18 protein-coding genes are annotated in these 23,101 nt (G+C 70.7%); 12 read left to right on the top strand and 6 right to left on the bottom strand.

Annotated features, from left to right (window positions below; genetic code table 11):
* Window positions 1–20: 20 nt before the first annotated feature.
* The 5 genes from fabZ (at window position 21) to C3K08_RS06785 (ending at window position 4,788) form a co-directional block, all read left to right on the top strand.
* A complete protein-coding gene (gene fabZ, locus C3K08_RS06765) occupies window positions 21–449 on the top strand; it encodes a 3-hydroxyacyl-ACP dehydratase FabZ (RefSeq protein WP_104990613.1) in 429 nt (142 codons plus the stop codon).
* 76 nt (window positions 450–525) lie between these two features.
* Window positions 526–1,671, top strand: a complete 1,146-nt coding sequence (locus C3K08_RS06770; protein ID WP_104990614.1) for an LptF/LptG family permease — start codon at window positions 526–528, stop codon at window positions 1,669–1,671.
* On the top strand, window positions 1,650–2,807 hold the full coding sequence (locus C3K08_RS06775) for a glycosyltransferase (protein ID WP_234009205.1): 1,158 nt from the start codon (window positions 1,650–1,652) through the stop codon (window positions 2,805–2,807). The genes C3K08_RS06770 and C3K08_RS06775 overlap by 22 nt, the downstream gene beginning before the upstream one ends.
* Before the next feature lie 10 nt (window positions 2,808–2,817).
* Entirely contained in the window at window positions 2,818–4,029 is a 1,212-nt protein-coding gene (locus C3K08_RS06780; protein WP_104990616.1) for a polysaccharide deacetylase family protein, read from the top strand.
* Window positions 4,030–4,047: 18 nt separating this feature from the next.
* The gene (locus C3K08_RS06785; RefSeq protein ID WP_104990617.1) at window positions 4,048–4,788 is read left to right on the top strand and encodes a class I SAM-dependent methyltransferase; all 741 of its coding nucleotides are present in this window, start codon (window positions 4,048–4,050) and stop codon (window positions 4,786–4,788) included.
* Window positions 4,789–4,797: 9 nt separating this feature from the next.
* Here the strand turns inward: C3K08_RS06785 and C3K08_RS06790 are convergent, their stop codons facing one another.
* Entirely contained in the window at window positions 4,798–5,337 is a 540-nt protein-coding gene (locus tag C3K08_RS06790; protein ID WP_199777010.1) for a DUF2227 family putative metal-binding protein, read from the bottom strand.
* Between the two features lie 114 nt (window positions 5,338–5,451).
* On the opposite strand from C3K08_RS06790, the gene C3K08_RS06795 reads away from it, so the two are divergent.
* The 4 genes from C3K08_RS06795 (at window position 5,452) to C3K08_RS06810 (ending at window position 11,672) form a co-directional block, all read left to right on the top strand.
* Entirely contained in the window at window positions 5,452–7,569 is a 2,118-nt protein-coding gene (locus C3K08_RS06795) for a S8 family serine peptidase (RefSeq protein WP_104990618.1), read from the top strand.
* A gap of 205 nt (window positions 7,570–7,774) precedes the next feature.
* Complete coding sequence (locus C3K08_RS06800) at window positions 7,775–9,352, top strand: ABC transporter substrate-binding protein (protein ID WP_104990619.1); 1,578 nt, start codon at window positions 7,775–7,777, stop codon at window positions 9,350–9,352.
* A 180-nt stretch (window positions 9,353–9,532) separates the two neighbouring features.
* Entirely contained in the window at window positions 9,533–10,570 is a 1,038-nt protein-coding gene (locus C3K08_RS06805; RefSeq protein WP_104990620.1) for an ABC transporter permease, read from the top strand.
* A gap of 103 nt (window positions 10,571–10,673) precedes the next feature.
* Window positions 10,674–11,672 (top strand): ABC transporter permease, encoded by a 999-nt coding sequence (locus tag C3K08_RS06810; RefSeq protein WP_104990621.1) that lies wholly within the window; start codon window positions 10,674–10,676, stop codon window positions 11,670–11,672.
* Between the two features lie 62 nt (window positions 11,673–11,734).
* On the opposite strand, the gene C3K08_RS06815 is transcribed toward C3K08_RS06810, so the two are convergent.
* Together C3K08_RS06815 and C3K08_RS06820 are read right to left on the bottom strand one after the other, a co-directional pair.
* Window positions 11,735–12,484: a shikimate dehydrogenase gene (locus C3K08_RS06815; RefSeq protein WP_104990622.1), complete on the bottom strand. Its 750-nt coding sequence runs from the start codon at window positions 12,482–12,484 to the stop codon at window positions 11,735–11,737.
* Between the two features lie 75 nt (window positions 12,485–12,559).
* Complete coding sequence (locus C3K08_RS06820) at window positions 12,560–13,750, bottom strand: hypothetical protein (protein ID WP_104990623.1); 1,191 nt, start codon at window positions 13,748–13,750, stop codon at window positions 12,560–12,562.
* 185 nt (window positions 13,751–13,935) lie between these two features.
* Here C3K08_RS06820 and recN point away from each other — a divergent pair, with 185 nt between their 5' ends.
* Window positions 13,936–15,612, top strand: coding sequence for a DNA repair protein RecN (recN, locus tag C3K08_RS06825; protein ID WP_104990624.1), 1,677 nt, complete (start codon window positions 13,936–13,938; stop codon window positions 15,610–15,612).
* A gap of 38 nt (window positions 15,613–15,650) precedes the next feature.
* On the opposite strand, the gene C3K08_RS06830 is transcribed toward recN, so the two are convergent.
* Window positions 15,651–16,424, bottom strand: a complete 774-nt coding sequence (locus C3K08_RS06830) for an IS982 family transposase (protein WP_104990625.1) — start codon at window positions 16,422–16,424, stop codon at window positions 15,651–15,653.
* Window positions 16,425–16,687: 263 nt separating this feature from the next.
* On the opposite strand from C3K08_RS06830, the gene C3K08_RS06835 reads away from it, so the two are divergent.
* Entirely contained in the window at window positions 16,688–17,770 is a 1,083-nt protein-coding gene (locus C3K08_RS06835; RefSeq protein WP_104990626.1) for a protease complex subunit PrcB family protein, read from the top strand.
* A 206-nt stretch (window positions 17,771–17,976) separates the two neighbouring features.
* Window positions 17,977–19,560, top strand: a complete 1,584-nt coding sequence (gene pckA / locus C3K08_RS06840) for a phosphoenolpyruvate carboxykinase (ATP) (RefSeq protein ID WP_104990627.1) — start codon at window positions 17,977–17,979, stop codon at window positions 19,558–19,560.
* Between the two features lie 66 nt (window positions 19,561–19,626).
* Here the strand turns inward: pckA and C3K08_RS06845 are convergent, their stop codons facing one another.
* Together C3K08_RS06845 and C3K08_RS06850 are read right to left on the bottom strand one after the other, a co-directional pair.
* Window positions 19,627–20,508: a DMT family transporter gene (locus C3K08_RS06845; protein ID WP_199777012.1), complete on the bottom strand. Its 882-nt coding sequence runs from the start codon at window positions 20,506–20,508 to the stop codon at window positions 19,627–19,629.
* Window positions 20,509–20,581: 73 nt separating this feature from the next.
* Window positions 20,582–23,089 carry a glycosyltransferase family 1 protein gene (locus tag C3K08_RS06850; protein ID WP_104990628.1) on the bottom strand — a complete coding sequence of 836 codons (2,508 nt, stop codon included), beginning with the start codon at window positions 23,087–23,089 and terminating at the stop codon, window positions 20,582–20,584.
* Window positions 23,090–23,101 lie beyond the last annotated feature (12 nt).

The following is a 23,101-nucleotide window of genomic DNA, read 5'->3' on the forward strand; positions in this document are numbered from 1 at the left end:
GGGGCCGGGAGGAACTTGTCATGGAACCCTTGCTGATTCAGGAGGTGCTGGCGACGCTGCCGCACCGCTTTCCCTTTGTGCTGGTCGACCGGGTGCTGCGGGCCGGGGAGGGCGAGGTCCATGCCCTCAAGAACGTGAGCATCGGGGAACCCTTCTTTCAGGGGCACTTTCCGCAGGAACCCGTCATGCCGGGCGTATTGATCGTGGAGGCGCTGGCGCAGGCGAGCATGTTCTGTCTGCACGGGCAGCTCGAACCCGGCACGGTGGGGTATCTGGCGGGAGTGGAGGGGGCACGCTTCAAGCGCAAGGTGATTCCGGGCGACCAGTTGCACCTGCACGCCAAATTGGAGTTCCTGCGCCGGGGCCTGGGCAAGACGACCTGCCGCGCGGAGGTGGACGGGCAGGTGGCGGCGGAGGCGACGATTCTGTTCGCGGTGGCGAAGGGGTGAAGAGACTTGTGGCCCGGCGCGGGTGGCGTGTAGAAAAGGCTTCTGTGTCCTCCACCCGCCGCGCCGAAGGCGCCCGATGACCCGCCTCACCCGCCTCGTCACCCGCGAGTTGCTGCCGCCGCTGCTGGTGGGCACGCTGCTGTTCACGGCGATTCTGAGCTTTGGATACTTCTTTATCTCCAGCCAGTGGTTGCGGGGCGTGCCGCTGGGACTGGTGGGGCAATGGATTGCCTACCAGGTGCCCGACACGCTGGTGAAGGTGCTGCCGATGGCCGCCGTGCTGATGACCGTGGTGGCGTTCGGGCGCATGAATACCGAGCGCGAACTCGTGGCGGTGCAGGCCGGGGGCATCAGCCTGGGGCGGGCCGCGCGGCCGGTGTTAGTGGTGGGGACGCTGGTGACTGCGCTCGCGATCTGGCTGAGCCTGTGGGTGGCGCCCCGCGCGAACGTGGAGACGCGGGGGCTGTACTGGGACGTGCTGACGGGAACGGGCCTCGCGCGGCTGGCTGGGCAGACGCTTGACCTGCGGGGCGGGCTGACCCTCTATCTCGCCGGGTACGACCACGCCACCCGTCAGATGCGGGGGGTGCGGGTGGAACGCTGGCAATCGGACGACCTTCGCCGGGGCACCATCATCTTCGCGGAGGGCGGCACCTTCGAGGGCAACCGGCTCAGCCTGACGGGGTATCAGGTGTTCACGGTGAATTACGCAGCGGCGGCGGAACTCAGCCGGGTGCCGGAGAACGATCCGGTCGCCTTCCGCGCCGCCGTGCAGGAGGTCTTTCCGGGCGTGATCCTGCCGGACGAACCCGGCGCGGTGCTGAACCTCGACACCGGGCGGTCGCGGCAGGAGACCTTTGCCGAGTACGCGGATGCGATTGGGGCCGACGCCGGGGGCTGGAACGAACTGACCGCCACCCTCCGTGACCCCCAGGCCACGCCCGCCGAGCGGCAGGACGCGCGAATTGACCTCAACCGCAAGCTCGCGCTGCCGTTCGGGAATCTGGTGCTGGCGCTTGCGGCCTTGCCTTTTGCCCTGCGCTATGGGCGCACGCTGGGGGTGTCGCTGGGCGTGGCGCTGCTCGTGGCGGTGGCGTACTACCTCGTCTTCTTCGTGGGGCTGACCGTGGCGGGGAGGATGCCCACCCTCCCTGAACCCGGCGTGTGGCTCGCCAACGTGCTGTTCGCGGTGGTGGGGCTGTGGCTGCTGAGGCGGACGTGACCCAGGAGGCCCCGCCCTCCCCTCCCGAATTGCGTGCCCTGATCCTCTCGGCCTCCTTCGGGAGCGGGCACCATCAGGCGAACGGGGCGCTGGACGCGGCCTTGCGGGCAGCGGGCGTCCCGCTCCAGGCGCGGCACGCGGACTTCTTGACCTACGTGAATCCCGTGGAGCGGGCGGTCACGGCGGGTACCTACGCGGCGTGGCTGCGGTACGCGCCGGGCATGTACCGGGCGTTCTACAACTGGACGGACCGGGAAAGCGAGCCTCGGGCCTTGACGGGCACTTTCGGCTGGCTGGGCCTGCGCGGGATGCTGCGGGACGTGCGGGAGGTGCAGCCCGAACTCGTCGTGAGTTCGTATCCCACCCCCGTCGCGTTGGCACACACGGCGCGGCGGCGGCTGGGGGCGGACTTCCTGAATGCCCTGGTCGTCACCGACTACCGCATCCACCACCACTGGGCGCGGCCCGAGGCCGAGCTGCTGATGGTGGCGACCGAGGAGGCGCGGGAGCAGATGGGCCGCTGGCGCCTTCCGCCGGAGCGGGTGGCGGTGACGGGCATTCCCATCGCCCCGGCGTTCCGGGCGCTGGTGGGGGCGGACCGGGGGGCGCTGCGGGAGAAACACGGCTTGCGGCCTGACCAGCCTGTCCTGCTGGTGTCGGGCGGGGGCACGGGCAGTTACCGGGCGCTGGGGCCGCTGCTGGAGGAGCTTGCGGGGCTGGGACGTCCGGTGCAGGTGCTCGTGCTGGCCGGGGCACGGGAGCGCGGCGTGCGGCGCTTCGGTGGCGCGACGATTCACGGGCTGGGGTTCCGCGAGGACTTCCCGGAACTGCTCGCCGCCTCCGACCTCGTGGTGGGCAAGGCGGGCGGGCTGACGGTGGCGGAGGCGACCGCGCTCGGCGTGCCGCTGGTGGTCCACGACCCCATTCCGGGGCAGGAAGAACACAACGCCGACTACCTCGTGCGGCACGGGGCCGCGCTGTGGCCGCGCACGCGGGCGGAGGTGCGGGGCGCGGTGCTGCGGGCGCTGGACGAAGGCGAACACGCTCGCCTGAGCGCGAACGCCCGCGCGGTCAGCGTGCCCGACGCCGCCGACCGGGTCGCGGCGGCGCTGCTGCGGGCACTGGGGCGGGGATGAGAGGGCGGGCATGAAGCGGCGGACTTGGGTGGCGCTGGGACTGCTCGCCTATATCGGCCTCCCCTATCTGCTGGTGCAGCGGTTAGGGCTGGGACTAATCCGGGAAGGTCGGCAGGGGGAGAGGGCGGTGGCCCTCACCTTCGACGACGGCCCCGACCCGCACACGACCCCCACTGTTCTGGACGCGCTTCGGGAGGCGGGGGCGCGGGCCACCTTCTTCGTGGTGGCGGATCGGGCGGAGGCGCACTCCGAGCTGATTCAGCGGATGCTCGCGGAGGGACACGAGGTTGGAGCGCACGGGGCAAGGCACCGTCATGCCTGGCTGCGCTCACTGTGGGGGGCCTTCCGCGATCCCGGCGAGGCGGCGCGGCGGGTGTCGGCGGTCGTGGGCCGCCCCGTGCGGCTGCATCGCCCCCCGCACGGCGGCTACACGCTGGCGACCGTGCTGGGCCAGCGGGCGGCGGGGCTGATCGGGGCACATTGGAACGTGGAGGGCCGTGACTGGCACCCCGACTCCACCCCGGAGGGCCTGCGCTCGCGGGTGGGGGCACTCGTGCGGCCCGGCGCGGTGGTCGTGCTGCACGACGCGGGACCGGGAGCGCGGGTGACCGGGCCGGGGCTGCCGGGCCTGCTGGCCGACCTGCGGGCGCGGGGGTACCGGATGGTGCCGCTGGAGGAACTGGAGGGGGCCGTGCCGCTCACCCCCGCCGACCTCCCCCGGCGGGTGATGGGCGGGCTGGACGCGGGGCTGGACCGTTTGGGCGGGGTGCGGCCTGCGGGGGGGCGGGCCGATGGGCTGTTCCGGGTGGGCCGGGTGCGCTTTCCGCTGGACGGCGTTTGGCTGGCCGATGGAACGCCGGTTCCGCGCGGCACGCCCGCCGCCGAGTTTCACGTCAACAACCCGCTGATGGTGGACCTGGGCCTGCGCCGCAGCGTCCGCCTCGCCCGCGAGGACTTCCGGGACGTGGCCCACGACCTCGTGACCCGGCCGGAGTTGCGGGGCGCGGAGGTGGTCTTCTGCCTGAGTGCGCTCTCGCCGCTGCTCGCCACCCTGGGGTTTGAGACGCACGACCTCCCGCCCACCACTGCCCACCGCCTGCACCTGTGGGCCAACCTGCTGCGCCGCGCCTACGGCAGCCCGCCGGACGCCCCGGAGCCGAAGCTCAGCGTGATGGGGCGGGGGGCCTTTTTAGAGCGGTACGGCACACCCCCGAACCCCTGACCGCGTACCCTCTTCCCCGTGAACTACGACGACCTCGCCGACCTCTACGACCGCCAGTACGACCTCTACCGCGACGACCTGCACTTCTACGCGGGGCTTGCGGAGCGGGCCGGGGGGCCGGTGCTGGAAGTGGGGGCAGGGACCGGGCGGGTCACGACCTTCCTGGCGCGGCGCGGGGCCGACGTGACCGGACTGGACCCCAGTGCCCGGATGCTGGAACGGGCACGCGCACGGGCGCAGGAGCAGGGACTGACGGTCGAATTCGTGCAGGGGGACGCGCAGAGCGTGCGGCTTTCGCGCCGCTTCGCGCTGATTCTGGCGCCCTTCAACGCGCTGATGCACCTCTACACGCCCGCCGAGCAGCTCGCGGCGCTGGAGAACCTCCGCGCCCACCTCGCGCCGGGTGGGGCCTTCGCCTTTGACCTGTATGTGCCGCGCTACGGCGAGATGAACACTCTGCGGCACGAGGGCGAGACGTTCCACGGGCCGGACGGCTCGCGCACCGACGTGTTTCTGGTGCAGCGCCGCGACCGGGTGCGCCAGCACGTGACGACCGAGTACCACGTGGATACCACTGCCCCCGACGGCCTGCTGCGGCGACGGCACTTCACGCTGACCCAGCGCTACTACACCCGCTACGAGGTCGAGTGGCTGCTGCGCTGCGCGGGCTTCGAGGCGCCGCGCGTGACCGGGAGCTTTCAGGGCGGCCCGCTGGAGGAATCGAGCGAGGTGATGGTGTTTCAGACGCGGGCGCGGTGAGGCCAGGCTTCAGCGCGACCGGGCCGCCCGCTTGCGCCCGCCCACCTTCCGGCGCACCTGCCGCCAGCCGTGGCCGGGCCAGACACCGTCCGCGACGAGGTGCAGCCACTGGCTGAGGTAATACCCCAGGACGAAGGGCAGCACCACCTTGAGGCTGACGGGCTGCGGCACCGACGGCAGCGGCGCCTCCGGCCACACGAAGCGCACGAGGCCGAGGAGCACCAGGCCCCACAGCCCCAGGTACAGCAGCCGGGTCAGCGGCCCCAGCAACCAGGTGTGCGAGAGGCCCCGGTGCCGGAACAGCCAGCCGTAGGGCACCCACAGCACGCCCAGCACCCCCCAGCGCCGCTTGGAATCCACCCCCCCACCGTCCGCGAGGTCGAGATCGGGCGAGAGCAGCAGCGTTCCGGCGAAGAAGGCGAGGGAGAAGTTGAGCGCCTGCACGGGCGTCACGGTGAGGAGGTCCTGCCGCGTGGCGATCAGGGCCGCCGCCGCGAGGACGCTGTAGGCGGCGACATTGATGAGGTTGTGGACACGTCCGCTGGGCACGGGGGGCATTCTGCCGCCCGGCGCGGGAAAACGGTACTGCCGCGCCACAGGGTGGGCGGAATGTCGGCCCGTCTTCATTCGGGCGTCAGGTCAGCGGGGCATCATGCGGTATTCATGAAGCGCCCCCTTCTCCTGTTCCCGGCCGCTCTGCTGCTCGCCGCGTGCAGCACGCTGCCTGCGCCGCCCCTCCCCGCCCCGGCACCGACCCCACTGCCCGCGCCCGGCTCCGCGCCGCTGGCCGACCGTACCCTGGACCTCGGCACCGCGCTGACCCTGGGCACCGAGGCTCCCTTCGCGGGCACCTCCTGGCGGGTGGAGGACACCCCGGCGTGGCTGAGCGTCTCGCCCACGTCGGGCACCGGGGCGCTGCGGGTGCAGGTGCGGGCCAACCGGGCGCTGGGCACGCCGACCAGCGCCGATCAGGCGCGGCTGACCGGGCAAGTCAAGCTCTCGTGGCAGGCGGGCGAGCAAACGGGTACGGCGGTCTGGACCGTCACCGCCGACCAGTACGTGCTGACTGGCCGCGTGACTGACCCCGCGCAGGCGCAGGGGACGGACGTGGGCACGGCCCTGGCCGAGGACACGGCCCCCGCCGAGGCCCGCAGTGTCATCGTGAAGTACCGCTCGCCCGCCGCGCAGACGCTCGCGCTGGGCCGCAAGGTGGCCGCGCAGGACAGCACGCTGGCGAGCACCCGCGCGGCTCTGGCCGAGGTCACTCCGCAGGCCCGGCGCGACCTCGGGGGGCGACGGGCCGAACTGGTCACGGACGATGTGGCGGGCACGCTGGCCGCGCTGCGGCGGGACCCCAACGTGGAATACGCGGTGCCCAACGCCGTGCTGCGGGTACAGTCCACGCCCGCCCCGCTGGAGCCGAGCGACGAGTACGCGGGCCTCCAGTGGGCCTACCGGCTGCTGGGCTACCGCGCCGTGTGGCGCGATATGGAGTCGGGCGGCTACACCCGGCCCGTCACGGTGGCGGTCGTGGATTCGGGCGTGCGCTACGACCACCCTGACCTCGCCGGGGCGCTGCTGGGGCCGGACAACGGCGCGCTCGACGTGCTGAACTTCGTGCCCGCCGACCAGAAGGGCGCCTACGACAACGGCGATGGGGACGGCCCTGACCGTGACCCCAGCGACCCCGGCACCCCCGCCCGCCGGGGCGGCAGCCACGGCACCCATGTCAGCGGCATCATCGCGGCCCGCTGGGGGCAAATCGCCCAGTTTCCCGGCTGCACGGCCTGCAGCACCAGCGGCGTGGTGGGAGCGGCCTACAAGGCGCCCGTGAAGGTGTTGCCGATTCGCGCCATTGACGCGCAGGGCAACACCGAGGTCTCGGACGTGGTGAACGCGGTGCGCTACGCGGCGGGATTGCCCGTGACGCTGGGGAGCCAGACCTACCGGCTGGACCGTCCGGCTGAGGTCATCAACCTCAGCCTGGGGGGCGAAATCCCCGCAAGTCAGGCCGCGCCGCTGTGCGAGGCAGTCGCGGAGGCCACGGCCGCCGGGGCGCTGGTGTTCGCGGCGGCGGGCAACGGGTACGGCACCACCCCCTACTACCCCGCCGCCTGCGAGGGCGCGGTGGCGGTGGGCGCGGTGACCCTCTCGGGCGCGAGCGCTCCGCTGCGGGCGAGCTACTCCAACCGGTACCCGGCGGTGCAGCTCGCCGCGCCGGGGGGGGTGGACCTCGCGGGGGCGACGTATCACAACGGCGGGCAGCTGAACGGCAAGCCCTACGCGGACGTGATTCTCTCGACCGATTGGGACTACAGCAAGAACCAGCCCACCTACATGGGACAGGCCGGGACCAGCCAGGCCACTCCACAGGTCAGCGCCCTCGCCGCGCTGCTGCTCAGCAAGGGCGTGACCCAGGGCCGGGACGATACCCTCGCGCGGCTCACGGCGACCGCCACCGACCTCGGGGGCAAAGGCCGGGACGAGGCCTTCGGGTACGGGATGGTCAACGCGGCGGCGGCGCTGGGGGCTCCAGCCGTCAGCGACACGCTGGGGCTGCGGCTGTGGGACACGCGGGGCCTGGCATATCAGCCCGCGCTCGACGCACTGGGCCGCTTCACCGCCTACCTGCCCGACGGCACCTTCCGGGCGCTGGCGGGCCGCGACCGTGACGGCAACGGCATCTACGGCGAGACGCACGAGCCGGGCAGCGAGCGAGAGGCCGTGCTGGGGCCAGAGCGGACGCGGGCCGACCTGGGCGAACTGACGCCGACGCCCTGAGCGGGACCCACAGGGCTCCACTCGGAGGCCCTGGGCACGGGACTTTCCGGCCCAGGGCTTTTGCCTGCCCGCCCTATGTGACCTGCTTGACACTCCCCGCGCCGCCCCCTACCCTGAGCGCACGTTCAGAGCTTGAGCTGCCGTTCATGTTGCCCCGCCCGGTCCACCGTGGTCCGAGGGGGCTGAGCGGCGTCCCGGAGGGTTCATGAAAAAACTGCTGCTGACTGCCCTGCTTGCCACGCTGCCCACCGCCGGTGCCGCGACCCTCGTCTACGGGGCCAACGGCGACCCGGTCAGCCTGGAACCGGGCAACATCACCGACGGCATCAGCATTCTGGTGCAGCACCAGATCTACGACACGCTGGTGGCCTTCAAGGACGGCACCACCGACCCCGAGCCGGGCCTCGCCACCAAGTGGACCAGCAACGCGAACGCCACCCAGTGGACCTTCACCCTGCGTCCGAACGTGAAGTTCCACGACGGCACGGCGTTTAACGCCGACGCCGTGGTGTACAACTTCAGCCGCTGGTGGGACCCCAAGCACCCCCAGGGCTTCCGCAACCAGGGCCGCACCTTCGAGATCTGGGGCCAGCTCCTGGGCGGCTACAAGGGCGACGCCACCTCGGTCGTGAAGAACATCGTCAAGGTGAACAACACCACCGTGCGCTTCGACCTGAACAAGCCGTCGAGCGTGTTTCCCGAGGTGATCGGCGCCGGGTACTTCGGTATCGCCAGCCCCACCGCCATCAAGAAGGACGGGGCCAAGTACGGCACCCCGGCGAGCAAGCCTATTGGCACCGGACCCTTCATCTTCCAGAGCTGGCGCACCGGCGACCGCGTGACCCTGGCGCCCAACCGCAGCTACTGGGGGAGCAAGCCCAAGGTGGACGGGCTGATCATCCGCGCGATCAAGGACGCCTCGCAGCGCCTCAACGAGCTGAAGGCAGGCACCATCGACTTCACGTCCGACCTCACGCCCGACGCGCTGAAGTCGGTGCAGGCGGACCGCAACCTCGTGGCGGTCAAGAAGCCCTCCTTCAACGTGGGCTTCCTGAGCCTGAACAACCGCAACCAGTACCTCAAGAACGACAAGGTGCGCGAGGCCATCTCGATGGCGATCAACCGCAAGGCCATCGTGGACGCCTTCTGGAACGGGCTGGGGATCAGCAACGCTTCTTTCCTGCCGCCCGTGCTGGCGTGGGCCAACTCCAAGAATGTCCCCGCCGCCTACAAGTACGATCCGGCCGCGGCCAAGCGCCTGCTCGCGGAGGCGGGCTATCCCAACGGCATCTCGCTGGACCTGTGGTACATGCCGGTCAGCCGTCCGTACTTCCCGACGCCCAAGCCCATCGCGGAGGCCATCGCGGCGGACCTCAGCGCCATCGGCATCAAGGTCAACCTGAAGACCGAGGACTGGGCCAAGTACCTCGAAGACCGCAACAAGGAACCCGGCTTCGACATGTACATGATCGGCTGGACGGGCGACTACGGCGACCCCGACAACTTCTACGGGGCGTACTACGGCCCGACCGCCAGCGACGACATCAACTGGAATCCGCCTGAACTCCAGCGCCTGCTCGAGCAGGGCCGCGCCGCTGTGAGCCGCACCGCCAAGGCGCGGGTGTACTCGCAACTGCACGAGATCACCTACAAGGCGAACTACCGCCTGCCGATGGTCCACAGCCAGCCGCTCGCGGCCGCCCGGACCTACGTGAAGGGCTGGGTGCCCAGCCCGCTGGGCAGCGAGGCGTTCAACAACGTCTCGCTGGTCGGCAAGCGCTAACAGCGGCCGCGCACCGCACAACAGGGGGCGCGGGGCGGGCGGAGCAGGAGCGCCCGCCCCGCGCCCCCTGGTCCGGACGGCCGTCCAGTGCCGGACCTCCCCTCCTTAGTTTCAGTCCGGTGAACTCCGGAACCCGTTCGGCCCGAACCGAACCTGGGACGACCCGAAAGGACAACGACCTTGGGCAGTTACGTGATTCGCCGCCTGCTGCGGACCCTGCTGGTCATGATCGGGATCAGCGTGGTGGTCTTCGCCTTCGTGCGCTCCATCCCCGGCGACCCGGCGACCGCCCTGCTGGGCGAACGGGCGACCCCGGCCGCGGCCGCGGCGCTGCGGGAACAACTGGGGCTGAACAAGCCCTGGTTCATCAATTTCGCCAATCCGGCCAACCCGCTCGACGCCCAGTTTCCCCGCTACGTGGGGCAGCTCCTGCAGGGTGACCTGGGCAGCGGCCTCAAGAGCAACATCCCGGTGCGCGACGAACTCGCCGCCCGCTTTCCGGCGACCGCCGAGCTGAGCCTCGCGGCGCTGCTGTTCGCCCTGCTTGTCGGGCTGCCCGCCGGCATCCTGGCCGCGCTGCGGCGCAACAGCGGCTGGGACAACGCGGCAACCACCATCAGCTTGGTGGGGGTAAGCATGCCCGTCTTCTGGCTGGGGCTGCTGCTGTCGTACTTCTTCGCGGTGCGGCTGGGGTGGTTGCCGCCCTCGGCCCGGCTGGGCAACGAGACCATTCTGGAACCCATCACCGGGTTCTACGTCCTCGACGCCCTGCTGCGGGGGCAACCCGCCGCCGCCTGGGACGCTGTCCGGCACCTGATTCTCCCGGCCATCGCGCTGGGCAGCATCCCGCTGGCGATCGTCGCCCGCATCACCCGCTCCAGCCTGCTGGACGTGCTGGGGCAGGACTATGTCCGCACCGCCCGGGCCAAGGGGCTTTCGGCCCGCAGCGTGACCCTCAAGCACGCCCTGAGAAATGCCATGCTGCCGGTCGTCACCGTGGTCGGGTTGCAGGCGGGGGCACTCCTGGGCGGCGCGGTCCTCACCGAGACGATCTTCTCTTGGCCGGGGCTGGGGTCCTGGGTCTACGACGCAATCAGCCTGCGTGACTACCCCATCATTCAGGGCGGCGTGATCTTCGCGGCGCTGGTCGTCAGCGTGGTGAACCTGCTGGTCGACCTCAGCTACGCGGCGCTCGATCCCCGGATTCAGTACCGCTGAGGCGCGGGCCGGTGACCCAAGCGCGGCTCCTCCCCCGCCGTCTGGCGGCCTTTCGCCTGACCTCCCTCCCCTGGCCCCCAGACCCCGACTCCCGAGGTACTCCATGACCACCCTCTCTCCTCCGCAGGCAGCCTCCCGGCAGCCCAGCATCTTCTGGCGGCGGTTCCGGCGCTCGACCCCGGGCAAGGTCGGAGCCGTGATCGTGGCGGTGTTTGCCCTGCTCGCGCTGCTGGCCCCGGTGCTCGTGCCCTACGACCCCACCACCGACCGCGACTACCGGCTCAACCTCAAGCCGCCCTCTGTGGCCGCGCTCTGGAACCCCGAGGTCGCTGAGGAATACCGCGATCCCGTGACCGGGGCGGTCAACGTCTGGCAGGCCCCGTTCGGGACCGACAACCTGGGGCGTTCGGTCGCCACCCGCGTGCTGCACGGGGCGCAGCTCAGCCTCAAGGTGGGCGTCGTCAGCACGATTCTGGCGCTGCTGGTCGGCACGGTGCTGGGCGTCCTGTCGGGTTACTTCGGCGGGTGGCTGGACAACGTCACCGGGTACCTCAGCGACGTGATGCTGGCGTTTCCGGGCATCCTGCTCGCCATCGGCTTCGCCAGCATCTTCTCGAGCGACAATCCGCCCGTCCTGATCGCGGCGATGGACCGCCTTTTCGCGCTGAACAGCCCCCAACTCGTGACCGCGATGCTCGCCGTGTCGCTGGTGCAGGTGCCGGTCTATATCCGTCTGGCCCGCTCGGTGGTCCTGAGCGTGCGCGAGCGCGAATTCGTGCAGGCGGCGGGGGCACTGGGGGCCAGCCAGAGCCGGATGGTCTTCCGGCACGTGCTCCCCAACAGCCTCTCGCCGCTGATCGTGCAGGGAGCGCTCAGCATCGCCACGGCCACCATCGAGGTCGCCGCGCTGGGCTTCCTGGGGATCGGGGCGCAGCCGCCCCTGCCCGAGTGGGGCACCATGATCAGCGACTCCCGGCAGTATTACGTGGACGCCCCGTGGACCATGATCTTTCCGGGCCTCGCGATCTTCCTGACGGTGCTGGGCTTCAACCTGCTGGGAGACGGCCTGCGGGACGTGCTGGACCCCAGAAGTACCCAGTAGCGGTAAGGGGGAGGGGGCAGAGGGCCGGGACGCTTCCCCCCTCTGCCCCCTCCCTGCTGGGTTCAGGCCAGCGCCGCTGCCAGGTCGCCCACATCCTCGGGGCGGTAGCGCTGGCCGGTGGCGTGCAGGAGCTGGCGCACCAGCCGCAGCCCGGGCAGACGGGCGAGGTCGAGCCGCGCCGCGCCGCTGCTGCCGGTGCTCGCCTGCCCGGTGAGGTCGAGGAGGGTGTGGTAGGGCTGGAGGAGGCCGGGAGGCAGGGTGCCCCCGGTGAGCACGATCAGGTCGGCCCGTTCGGAGAACGAGGTGAGGGCCGAGTCGCGCCGCCCCACCGGAAAGGCGCGGACCCCGGCGGGCACGTCGCGGGCGAAGCGCTCGGCCTCGGGGTAGGAGTCAGCCACGAGGCCCACGTTGCCGAAGCCCAGCCGCAGCAGCGGCAGGGCGCGGGCGAGGTCGGTGCCGGACCCCAGCAGCAGGGCGTCGGCGCCGCGGGCAGCGTACCCGCTGCCCTCCAACGCGTCCATCAGGGCGTCCGCGAGGGCGTAGGTGCCGTGGGTCCCGGCCCCGAAAGCCACCGCGTCCACCCGGCCCACCCGGCGGGCGTCGGGGTCGAGGTCCACGTGCCCGGCGAGGGCCACCTCACGCGAGGGGTGAACGAGCGCCCCCACAAAACGCAGGGTGCGGCAGGCGTCCAACATGGCAGTGGGGTCGTCGTCGGGGACGGGCACGGCGAGCAGTCCGGCTCCCCGCAGGGCGCGGGCGGCATCGGCGGAGTACCCGATCAGGGCCAGGGGAGCGTCGCTGGGAAGGCGCATCGGGGGGCAGTCTAGCGCCCGGCAGGGAAGCGGCGCCGCCTCCTTTCGGGGGCAGCGCCGGGAAAGGTGGGCCGCTCAGTTCTGACGCTTCTGATCGCCCTGCTTCGAGCCGTCGCCCTGGGTCGCCCCGCTCACGGCGGCCGAGTCGGGCGCGGGCGAGCCGCCCCAGGTCGCGCCGCTGGTGCCCGCGTCGGCCGGAGCCGTCGCCGTACCCGCCGCCGCGTGGCTGGTGGCGGCGTCGGTCGCCGGGGTGGCCGGGGCGCTGGCCGGCGCCGAGGCGGGCTTGGCGGGCGCCGGGGCCGGGGCGGGCGCGGTCTCGTCGAGGCTCTCGAGCCACATGGAGCCGATCACGTTGCGGGCGTCGCGGCTGACCTTGTGCAGGCGCTCGGCGGCCTCGGGGCTGACCCCCTCCACAGCCTTGAGGATGCTGTGGCGGGCGGCGGGCACACGGGCGAGCACGATGGCGCCCCCGACGAGGGCGATCAGCAGGGACGTGCCCCCCAGGCCGCTCCCGGCCTCGGCTTCCTTGCGGCGGTCCTCACGGGCGCGGCCCCTGGCCTTCTTGCCCTCCTTGTCCAGGCGGGCGAGTTCGCGGCTGACCTGCTTGTTCAGGGGCGCGATCCGCTTCTCGACCTCGCGCTCGAGGCGGGCCTGGTCCCAGTCCCGGCGGGCGGACTTGAGTTCGCGCTCGGCCTCGCGTCGGGCGCGGGCGAGGCGGCGTTCGGCGTCCCGGCGGGCGCCCTGGGCCTCGCGGCCCGCCTTGGCGAGGGCCTTCCCACCCTCCCGGCGGGCCTCGCGCACCTCGCGGGCGATCTGGTGCTTGGCCCCCATCGCCACGTGGGCGGCGCCCTCGCGGCCTTCCTCGGCAAGTTCGGCAGCGGCGTGGGTCAGGTCGGCGGCCTTGTGGGCGACGGTGCTCGCGGCGGCCCCGGCGACCTCCTGCACGGTTTCGAGCAGGCTGTGGGCGCGGCCGGGCGCTTCCTCGCGCAGGGTTTGCACGGCCTCGCCGCCCTTGTGGACGGCGGCCTGCGCGACGTGCGCGGCCTGCTCGGCGGCGGTGGCGAGCGCGGGCTTGACCGTCTCTTCCAGCGTGTGCCCGGCGGCGGCGGCGAGGGACTTGGTGCCGCCCATGACCCGCTGACGGGTGTTCGTGTTCAGGGCCGCGGCCGCGAGGCCACCGAGCAGCAGCAGGTTCAGGATGCCCAGGGTGGTCTGGTCCTTGGAGGAGGGCGCCTCACGGTCCTGGCGCGAAGAGTGGTTGTTCATCGGGAACTCCTTTCGTCTTCCGGGGGGCGGCGGGAAAGGCCGCGCGGGAAAACCTTGCGGCCCCATTGTGGGCGCCCTGCCCCAGGGGAGTGTGGGGCGAACGTAACGCGGGTTTCATGTTCGGCCCCCCGCTTGGGCAATCAGGCCCCACTCTGCCCCCGGCCCCACGCTCTAGACTCGGGGGCGTGACCCGCAAGGCCCGCACCCCCCAGGTTGCCCCCGTGCCCGCCGCGCGGGAGGCGTCGGTTTCCCCCCCTGCCCTGCCGCTGCTCCGCCGCCTGGAGGTGCGGCACCTCGCCACCATCCGCGACCTCTCGCTGGAGCTGCGCCCCGGCTTTTCGGCCTTTACCGGCGAGACGGGCGCGGGCAAGAGCATTATCGTGGACGCGCTGGGGCTGCTGCTGGGCACCCGCGCGAATGCGGACCTGATTCGCACGGGCGAGGAGAGCCTGCTGGTGTCGGGGTTCTGGGACGAGGGCGGCGACGAGTTCAGCGCCAGCCGCCGGGTGACCACCGGGGGGCGCGGCACCGCCCGGCTGGACGGCGAACCGGTCAGCGTGCGCGAGCTGGGGGAATGGTCGGGAGGGCGGCTCACGATTCACTGGCAGCACAGCGCGGTGACGCTGCTCAGCCCGGCGCGGCAGCGGGCGCTGCTCGACCGCCAGGTGCCCGGCGAGGCGGCGGCCTACACGGGGGCGTACCGCGCCTGGACCGAGGCCCGCGCCCGATTGGAGGCGCTGCGGGCGGGCGAGCGCGAGCGGGCGCGGCAGCTCGACCTGCTGGCCTTTCAGGTGCGCGAGATCGCGGAGGTGTCGCCCCAACCCGGCGAGGAGGAGCCGCTGACCGCCGAACTCACCCGGCTGTCGAACCTCGAGACCATCGCGCAGGGAGCGGCGGGAGCGCTGGAACTGCTCTCGGAGGGCGAGACGACGGCTGCCGGGCTGATCGCCGAAGCGGTCAAGGCGCTGAACGCGGGCGCGAAGTACGACGAGACGAGTGCCCAGCTTCAGCGTGACCTGCGCGAGGCGCTCGACGCCGTGCAGGCGGTCGTGGGCGAGCTGCGTGGAGTGGCCGAGGACAGCGCCCCCGACCCCGAGGAACTCGCACGGGTGGAGGGCCGCCTCTCCGCGCTGGGCAAGCTGCGGGCCAAGTACGGCCCCACCCTGGAAGACGTGCTGGCCTTTCACGCCGAGGCGGAGGCTGACCTGAACCGCCTGACCCGCGACGAGCAGGACGCGGGGAGTCTGGAGGCGGAGGTGGAGCGGCTGCACGCGCAGGCCGTCCGCGAGGGCAAAGCGCTAGACCAAGCGCGGGGGAAAGTGGCGGGGCCGCTCGCCGCCCGGCTGGTGGCGGTGATCCGCGAGCTGGGGATGCCGCATGCCCGGCTGGAGTTCCGCCTCTCGCCGCTGGCCGCGCCCGGCCCGTCGGGGCTGAGCGACGTGGCCCTCTATTTCACCGCCAACCCCGGCGAGGACCTCGGCCCGCTCGCGGACGTGGCCTCGGGCGGTGAGCTGTCGCGGGTGATGCTCGCCATCTCCACCGTGCTGGGGGCCGACACGCCCACGGTGGTCTTCGATGAGGTGGACGCCGGGATCGGTGGGGCGGCCGCGCTGGCGGTGGCAGGGCAGCTCGCGGGGCTGGCGGGGGGACGGCAGGTGCTGGTGGTGACCCACCTCGCGCAGATCGCGGCCCGCGCCGACCACCATTACAAGGTGGAAAAACGGGTGGAGGGTGGGCGCACGGTGAGCCACGTCCGCCTCCTCACCGAAGACGAGCGGCTGGAGGAGATCGCCCGGATGCTCAGCGGGAACACCTCGGAAGTTGCCCTCTCGCACGCCCGCGAACTGCTCTCCCACGGCTGATACGAATTCCGATTGAACAGTTACAAACACTACGCCGTTTAGGGCTGAGCAAGGTTGTGCGCGAGGACGGCTAGGACGACACGGAAGCGAAGGGAGGCGAGCGTCTTCGTCTGAACGGAGCGGATTTGGGCCTCCACCAATTGGGAGAAGACGGTTTCAATGCGCTTGCGTAACTTCGGGTGGCGGTCTTCCCGCCACCCGGTGTCGTACCGGGAGTTTTTCTTGGGTGGGAACACGTATCCCAGGCAGCAGTAGCCCTTATCACCGATGATCTTTGGCCCGCCGAACTCCGGCCATCTGCGGTTCAGCTCGTAGCTGACCGTGGTGTCGTGAAGGTTGGCGGGTTTCAGCAGGTACTGAACGATTTCACCCTCCGGCGTCACCCAGGCGTGGAGCTTGTAGCCGTACACGTCGCCCTGCGTCCCAAAGCCCCACCGAGCGCCAGGAAACGCGCAGCGTTTCCCTCGTTTGGGTCGGCAGACGGGCAGTGGCATGGAGTCGATGATGACCTCTCCGCACCATTTGGGAGGGCTGACGATGGCTTCGAGGCGCTCCAGGAGACGGAGGCCACGGGTGTAAGCCTGGGTGTACGAGGGAAGACCGCTCCGATCTTCCCTCAGTATCTGCCACCAAATCGACGGAAACGGATGCTTGAAGACGAGACGGCTGAGCAGCAATGCCACCAACAGCGCATCGCTGAGCTTCTGGTGTTTGAATCGCTTGTGGTCGCTGAAATGCCGTTTGGCCCAGCGGTGAAGCTGACGAATGACAGTCCGCCGACCTAAACTGTGGTGGAGACGGTATCTACCCATACCGTCTCCATTTTTTCTCGTCCCCGCACTGCCCGAGACCACCTGACTCAAGCCCTAAACGGCGTACACTGTTCAATCCGAGCGGACTTGTAAAGCTGCGAAGCAGAGCGAGCAGGAAAAAACGGTTGCCGGGAAAGGAGTTCTCAAATCGGCGCTCTCCCGGTTTGAGAACGGATTGGACGGAAACCGTAGAACGGGCGGGTGGGGACTTGGTCAAGGCGGCCTTCAGTCCTCGGTCAGACGCGGCCCCTAAGCTGAAAGTCATGAAGAAGACGATGATGGGCGCCGCCCTGCTGGGAGCGGGCCTGCTGGCGGGCTGCACGATGACCGGACCCGGCTCGCTGCGGGTGCACGAGGTGTCGCTGTACGGCGGCACCCAGGAGCGGATCGTGTGGGTGTATGGCGCCCTGGAGGGCGGCCGGGGCAGTGTCAAGGTGAATGGCACGGCCCTTGACCTACGAGCCCAGATCAGCGATCCGCTCGCGCTGCCGGGGACCCTCAGCGTGAATGGGGCGGCGACCTACCGCCTTCCGACCTCGACCGTGACGGCCAAGCTGACCGTCACGCGGGACACGCTGGGGCGCTTCTCAGTCCCCGTCAACGAGGCACGGGGCACGGTGTACTTTACCGATGGACGCACGTGGTCGCGGCTGAATGGGGCGTCCGGGGCCAGCCTCACCGCCCTGCCGGTGAGCGGGCTGCGCGGCGCGGGTGAACTCACCGACGCCGAGGCCGACGTGCTCTCGCGGGCGCTGACCGGACAGGGGCCGCTCGCGGTGACGGTGCTGCCGGAGACCGAGGTGCCCGACCCCCGACTGACGGTGGAACCGACCCCGGCCGAGTACCGCCGCACGGCGCTCTACATCCAGTCTGGCGTGCCGACCCTGGCCGCTCAGCCGGGCACCCCGACAACACCCCCCACCGCCGGAGGCCGCGTGACCGTTACGGAACTTGCCAGCGGCACCAACGCCGCCCAGACCAGCCCCGCCGTCCAGGTCGCCACCTCGCAGAGCGCCCTGAATGCCCTGTACCGGGTCGCCTACGGCAACCAGACCGGCGCCCCCGGCGTTCCGGCGCTCCGAGCTGGGGAAACGGTGGTTGGTGTGTTCCTGGGACAGCGGCCCACCGGGGGCTACGGCATCCGGGTGACCGGGGCCAGCGTGCAGGGCGGCAGCCTGACCCTCACAGTCGAGATTCGGGCACCGGGGCCGGGGGCCATCACCACCCAGGCGCTCACGAGTCCCTGGACCCTGGTTCGGGTGCCGGGCGTGTTCCAGAGCGTGCAGCTTGTGGACAGCTCCGGGCGACCCGTTCAGCTTGGCGGCGCGAGCGGCCAGACGCGCTGACCTCAGTTCCCGCTGACCCCATCTGCTCGGCGGGTGGGGTTTTTACAATTCCCCCGCTGTCCGTCCCCCTTGGCTGGACTGAAAGCGAGAAGGACTGCTGTTTCCGGGCATGTGACAGCGGCGGGTTTGGTATGGAACCGCTTCATGCGGCAGGATAACTTCGTTACAACGTCACATTCCTGCTGTTCGAATTCCCGGAGGACCCCATGAGCCTGACCCAGCCCCCCCTGCTGCAAGCCCTCGGCATCCGCAATGCCACCGTGCACCACAACCCCGGTGTGGATGAGTTGTACGCCGCCGCTATCCGCCTCGGCGAGGGCGTGCAGGCCGCCACCGGCCCGCTGACCGTCCGCACCAACAAGACTGGCCGCAGCCCGAAAGACCGCTTCATCGTGGAAGACGACCTCACGCGGGACGCCGTGTGGTGGGGCGGCTTCAACGTGCCGACCACCCCGGAGGTCTTCGACCGCCTGCTGGCGAAGATGACCGTGCACGCCGAGGGCCGCGAGCTGTTCGTGCAGGACGTGTTCGCCGGGACCGATCCCGAATACCGCCTGCCCGTGCGGGCCGTGACCGAGATGGCCTACCACTCGCTGTTCGTGCAGAACATGTTCGTGCGGCCTACGGCCCAGGAGCGTGAGGGGTTCGAGGCGCAGTGGACCATCCTGAACCTGCCCTCCTTCAAGGCCGACCCTGCCGCAGACGGCGTGCGCAGCGACACCTTCATCTTGGTGAACTTCACCCGGCAGATGATTCTGGTGGGCGGCACCCAGTACGCGGGCGAGAACAAGAAGGGCATCTTCGGGGTGATGAACTTCCTGCTGCCGGGACGCGGCGTGATGCCGATGCATTGCTCGGCGAATGTGGGCGAGGGGGGCGACGTGGCCCTCTTCTTCGGGCTGAGCGGCACGGGCAAGACCACCCTCTCGGCCGACCCCAGCCGCAAGCTGATCGGGGACGACGAGCATGGCTGGTCGGATAGGGGCATCTTCAACTTCGAGGGCGGCTGCTACGCGAAGGTGATCAACCTGAACGCGGAAGCCGAGCCCGCCATCTACCAGACCACCCGGACCTACGGGACAGTGCTGGAGAACGTGGTGCTGGACGAGGGCGGCACCCCGAACCTCGACGACGGGAGCCTCACTGAGAACACCCGTTCGGCCTACCCCATCACCCAGATCGGGAACATCGTGGAAGAGGGCATGGCCGGGCACCCGCGCAACGTGGTCTTCCTGACCGCCGATGCCTACGGGGTGCTGCCGCCCATCAGCCGCCTGAGCCCCGAGCAGACGATGTACCAGTTCATCAGCGGCTTTACCGCCAAGATTCCCGGCACCGAGCAGGGCGTGACCGAGCCGCAGCCCACCTTCTCGACCTGCTTCGGTGCGCCCTTTATGCCCCGCCACCCCGGCGAGTACGCCAAGCTGCTCGCCGAGAAGGTGCAGCAGCACGGCGTGCGCGTGTGGCTGGTCAACACCGGCTGGAGCGGCGGGCAGTATGGGGTGGGCCAGCGCATGAGCATCCGGCACACCCGCGCCCTGATCAACGCGGCGCTGAACGGCGAGCTGGACAGCGTGGCCTTCGAGCGCGAGCCGTTCTTCGACCTGGAAATTCCCACCGAAGTCCCCGGCGTGCCCGCCGAGGTGCTGAACCCCCGTCAGGCGTGGGCCGACCAGGACGCCTACGACCGCACCGCCCGCAAGCTGGCCGGAATGTTCCGCGAAAACTTCAAGCGGTTCGAGGACGGGGTGGACCCGGCGGTGACGGCGAGCATGCCGGACCACGGGTAAACATTCCCCTACGTCCCCTACGAGAAAAGCCCCGGCCTCGGCTGGGGCTTTTTCTTGGCGGCACTGTCAGTTCACCGGCTCCGGCACGGCCACCTTCTGCGTTCCACTGAGTGTGATCCCCACACTTGCCGCGATCACGCAGCCCATCGCCAGCCACTGCCCCAGCGTGAGGCGCTCGCCCAGGAACAGGAGGCCACTCAGCGCGGCGATGGCGGGCTCCAGGCTCATCAGCACGCCGAAGACGCGGGCGGGAAGGGCGCGGAGGGCCGCCATCTCCAGGCTGTAGGGCAGGGCGCTGGAGAGGACGGCGACCGCCAGCCCCGCGAGGAGGGCGCTGGGGGCCAGCAAGCCGGTGCCCGCCTGCACAATGCCGAAGGGCAGGGTGACCGCAGCGGCCACCGTCATCCCCGCGACCACCCCCGTCACGCCGGGCACCCGCCGCCCTACCGCACCCCCGGCCAGGATATATAGCGCCCAGAAGGCCCCGGCCGTCAGCGCCAGCGCCACGCCCATGGGGTCTAGGCCCTCCCCCGCCCCACCGCGCGGCGCGATCAAAACGATGCCCAGCGCGGCCAGCGCCACCCACCCCAGGTCCTGCACCCGGCGCGAGAGGACCAGCGACAGCACCAGCGGCCCCACGAACTCCAGCGTGACGGCCAGGCCCAGCGGCAGCCGCGTCAGCGAGAGGTAGAAGGTGAGGTTCATCAGGCCCAGCGCCGCGCCGTAGGGCAGGATCGCCCGCCACGCGGCCCAGGGCAGCTCGCGCAGGCGGGGACGGAAGACCAAGCCCAGAATCCCCGCCGCCAGTGCGACGCGCAGCCCAGTGGTGCCCGCCGCCCCCAGTGTGGGAAAGAGCGACTTGGCGAAGGCCGCCCCTCCCTGAATGCTCACCATGGCGACAAGCAACGAGGGGATGGGCGGCAGGGCAGGCAGGCGCACGGGGGGCATTGTAGGGGCCGGACGGACGAAGGGGAGGCCAGGGCATGACGCCCCAACCTCCCCTGTTTAGACGTTAGACGGCTCACGCCCAGCGGATCAGCCCCGCCTCCAACTCGTTGCTCAGCCCCTCGATCACCGGGACCATCCGCACGCCCACGGTGTAGAGGCCGCTGCCGGGCAGGGGCACGGCGGCGCGGTATTCGCCGTCGCCCTGGCGCTCCAGCGGGAAGCGGGTCACGTCGTCGCCGCGCTTGAGGACCGCCTCCACCCGCAGGTCCTCGGGGCGGATGCCCGCCGGATTCACCTGCGCCCGGACCTCCACCGTCTGGCCGGGGCGGGCGGTGGCGGGCAGGTCGGCACTCGCGCTGAGGCTGGTGTGGGGCCACTGCCCGTGCACCCAGGCCTTCCATTCCGCGATCTGGCGGGCGCGGGCCGCGTTTCCGGCGGAGAGGGCCGCGCCGCGCTCGCTCAGGGGCACGTAGTACTGGCGCACGTAGTCGATGACCTGCCGCTGCATCGAGAAGCGTGGGGAGACGGTCCGGATCGCCCGGCGCACCGTCCTCGCCCAGCCCGCCCGGTCGCCGTAGTAGCTCGGGACGATCTCGCGTTCCAGCGTCTGGTAGAGGCTGTGGGCGTCGGCCTCGTCCTGCACGTTCAGGTCGGCGTATTCGCGCTCCTCGCCGATGGGCCAGCCGTTGGTGCCGTCGTAACCCTCGCGCCACCACCCGTCGAGGATGGAGAAGTTGGGCGACCCGTTGAAGCTGGCCTTCATGCCGCTGGTGCCCGACGCTTCCAGCGGGCGGCGGGGGTTGTTCAGCCAGATGTCCACCCCCTGCACCAGATGGCGGGCGACGTTCATGTCGTAGTTTTCCAGAATCACTACACGGCCCCGGAACTCGGGCTGCTGCGACATCCGGTAGATCTCCTGGATAAAGGCCTTGCCGGGGTTGTCGGCGGGGTGCGCCTTGCCCGCGAAGACGAACTGCACGGGCCGCTCGGGGTCGTTCACGATCCGGGCGAGGCGCTCGCGGTCGCGGAACAGCAGCGTGGCCCGCTTGTAGGTGGCGAAGCGGCGGGCGAAGCCGATGGTGAGTGCGTTTTCCGAGAGCAGCTCGTCGGTGGCGGCGAGGTCGGCGGCCGAAGCCCCGTTGCGCAGCCCCTGCTCGCGCACCCGCGCCCGCACGAAGGCGACCATCTCGCGCTTCATGTCACGCTGCACGTCACTGAGTTGCGTGTCGGTGAGTTGCTCGACCGCCTCCCACATCGCCTCGTCCTCCAGGCGCTCGGTCCAGTCCTGCGGCAGCACGGTCGAGAGCAGGTCGCGCATGGGCTGCGAGGTGAAGGTGAGGTTGTGCGCCCCGTTGGTGACGTGGCCGATGGGCACCTCGGACGCTTCGGCACCGGGATACAGGAACTTCCACATGTCGCGGCTGACCTCGCCGTGCAGCTCGGAGACGCCGTTGGCCGCGCGGCTCATGGCGAGGGCGAACACCGTCATGGAGAAGGTGGGCACCCAGTGGCCGTCCCAGTGCTGGTCGTGGCGGGCCAGCGCGTACAGGTCGTCGCGCGAGGTGCCCAGCAGCTCGGGCCACCCGCCGAGGTAGCGGTCCACGAGGTCGTAGGCAAAGGCGTCGTTGCCCGCCGGGACGGGCGTGTGGGTGGTGAACAGGGTGGAGGCGGCGACCGCCTCGGTCGCGGTGCGGAAGTCCAGCCCGGCGCCGACGAGTTCGCGGACGCGTTCCAGCCCCAGCAGGGCGGCGTGGCCCTCGTTCATGTGGTACACCTGCGCCGGAACCTCCAGCGCCCGCAGCGCCCGGATGCCCGCGACCCCCAGCAGCACGTACTGCTGGAAGCGCAGCTCCTGGTTGCCACCGTAGAGGCGGGCGGTAAGCTTGCGGTCCTCGGCGGAGTTCTCGGGGACGTTGGTGTCCAGCAGCAGCACGCGGATGCGCCCGATCAGGAGTTCCCAGACGCGCACGTGGATGTCGCGCCCGGCGATCTGCACGGACACGCGGGCCTCCTCGCCTGCCGGGGTGCGGGCCGGGCGGAGGGGCAGGGTGGTCAGGTCCAGCTCGTCGTAGCCTTCCTCCTGCCAGCCGTCGCGGTTGAGCATCTGCCGGAAGTAACCCTGGTGGAAGAGCATCCCCACTGCCGTGAAGGGCAGCCCCAGGTCGGAAGCACTCTTGCAGTGGTCCCCGGCCAGCACCCCGAGGCCTCCGGAGTAGATGGGCAGCGACTCGTGGAAGCCGTACTCCATGCTGAAGTAGGCGACGGGCGACATCCCCGGCGCGTGGCGGCTGGCCCAGGTGTCGGTCTTGCCGAGATAAGCGTCAAAGTCCGCGATCACGGCGCGGTAACGCGCCAGGTAGGCGGGGTCGGCGGCCGCCTCGTCCAGCCGCGTCTGAGGAATTTCCAGCAGCAGCCGCACCGGATTGTGCTGGAAGCGCTCCCACAATGCAGGATCGAGGTCGTGGTACAGCGCCTGCGCGTGTGGGGTCCACGACCAGTAGAGGTTGTAGGCGAGGTCGGAGAGCCGGGCGAGGGCGGGCGGCAGCTCCGGAAGGACGGTGACCTGACCGAGAACGTTCATACCTGCCGAGCT

Origin of the sequence: Deinococcus sp. NW-56, assembly GCF_002953415.1 — a bacterium.
Classification (GTDB): domain Bacteria; phylum Deinococcota; class Deinococci; order Deinococcales; family Deinococcaceae; genus Deinococcus.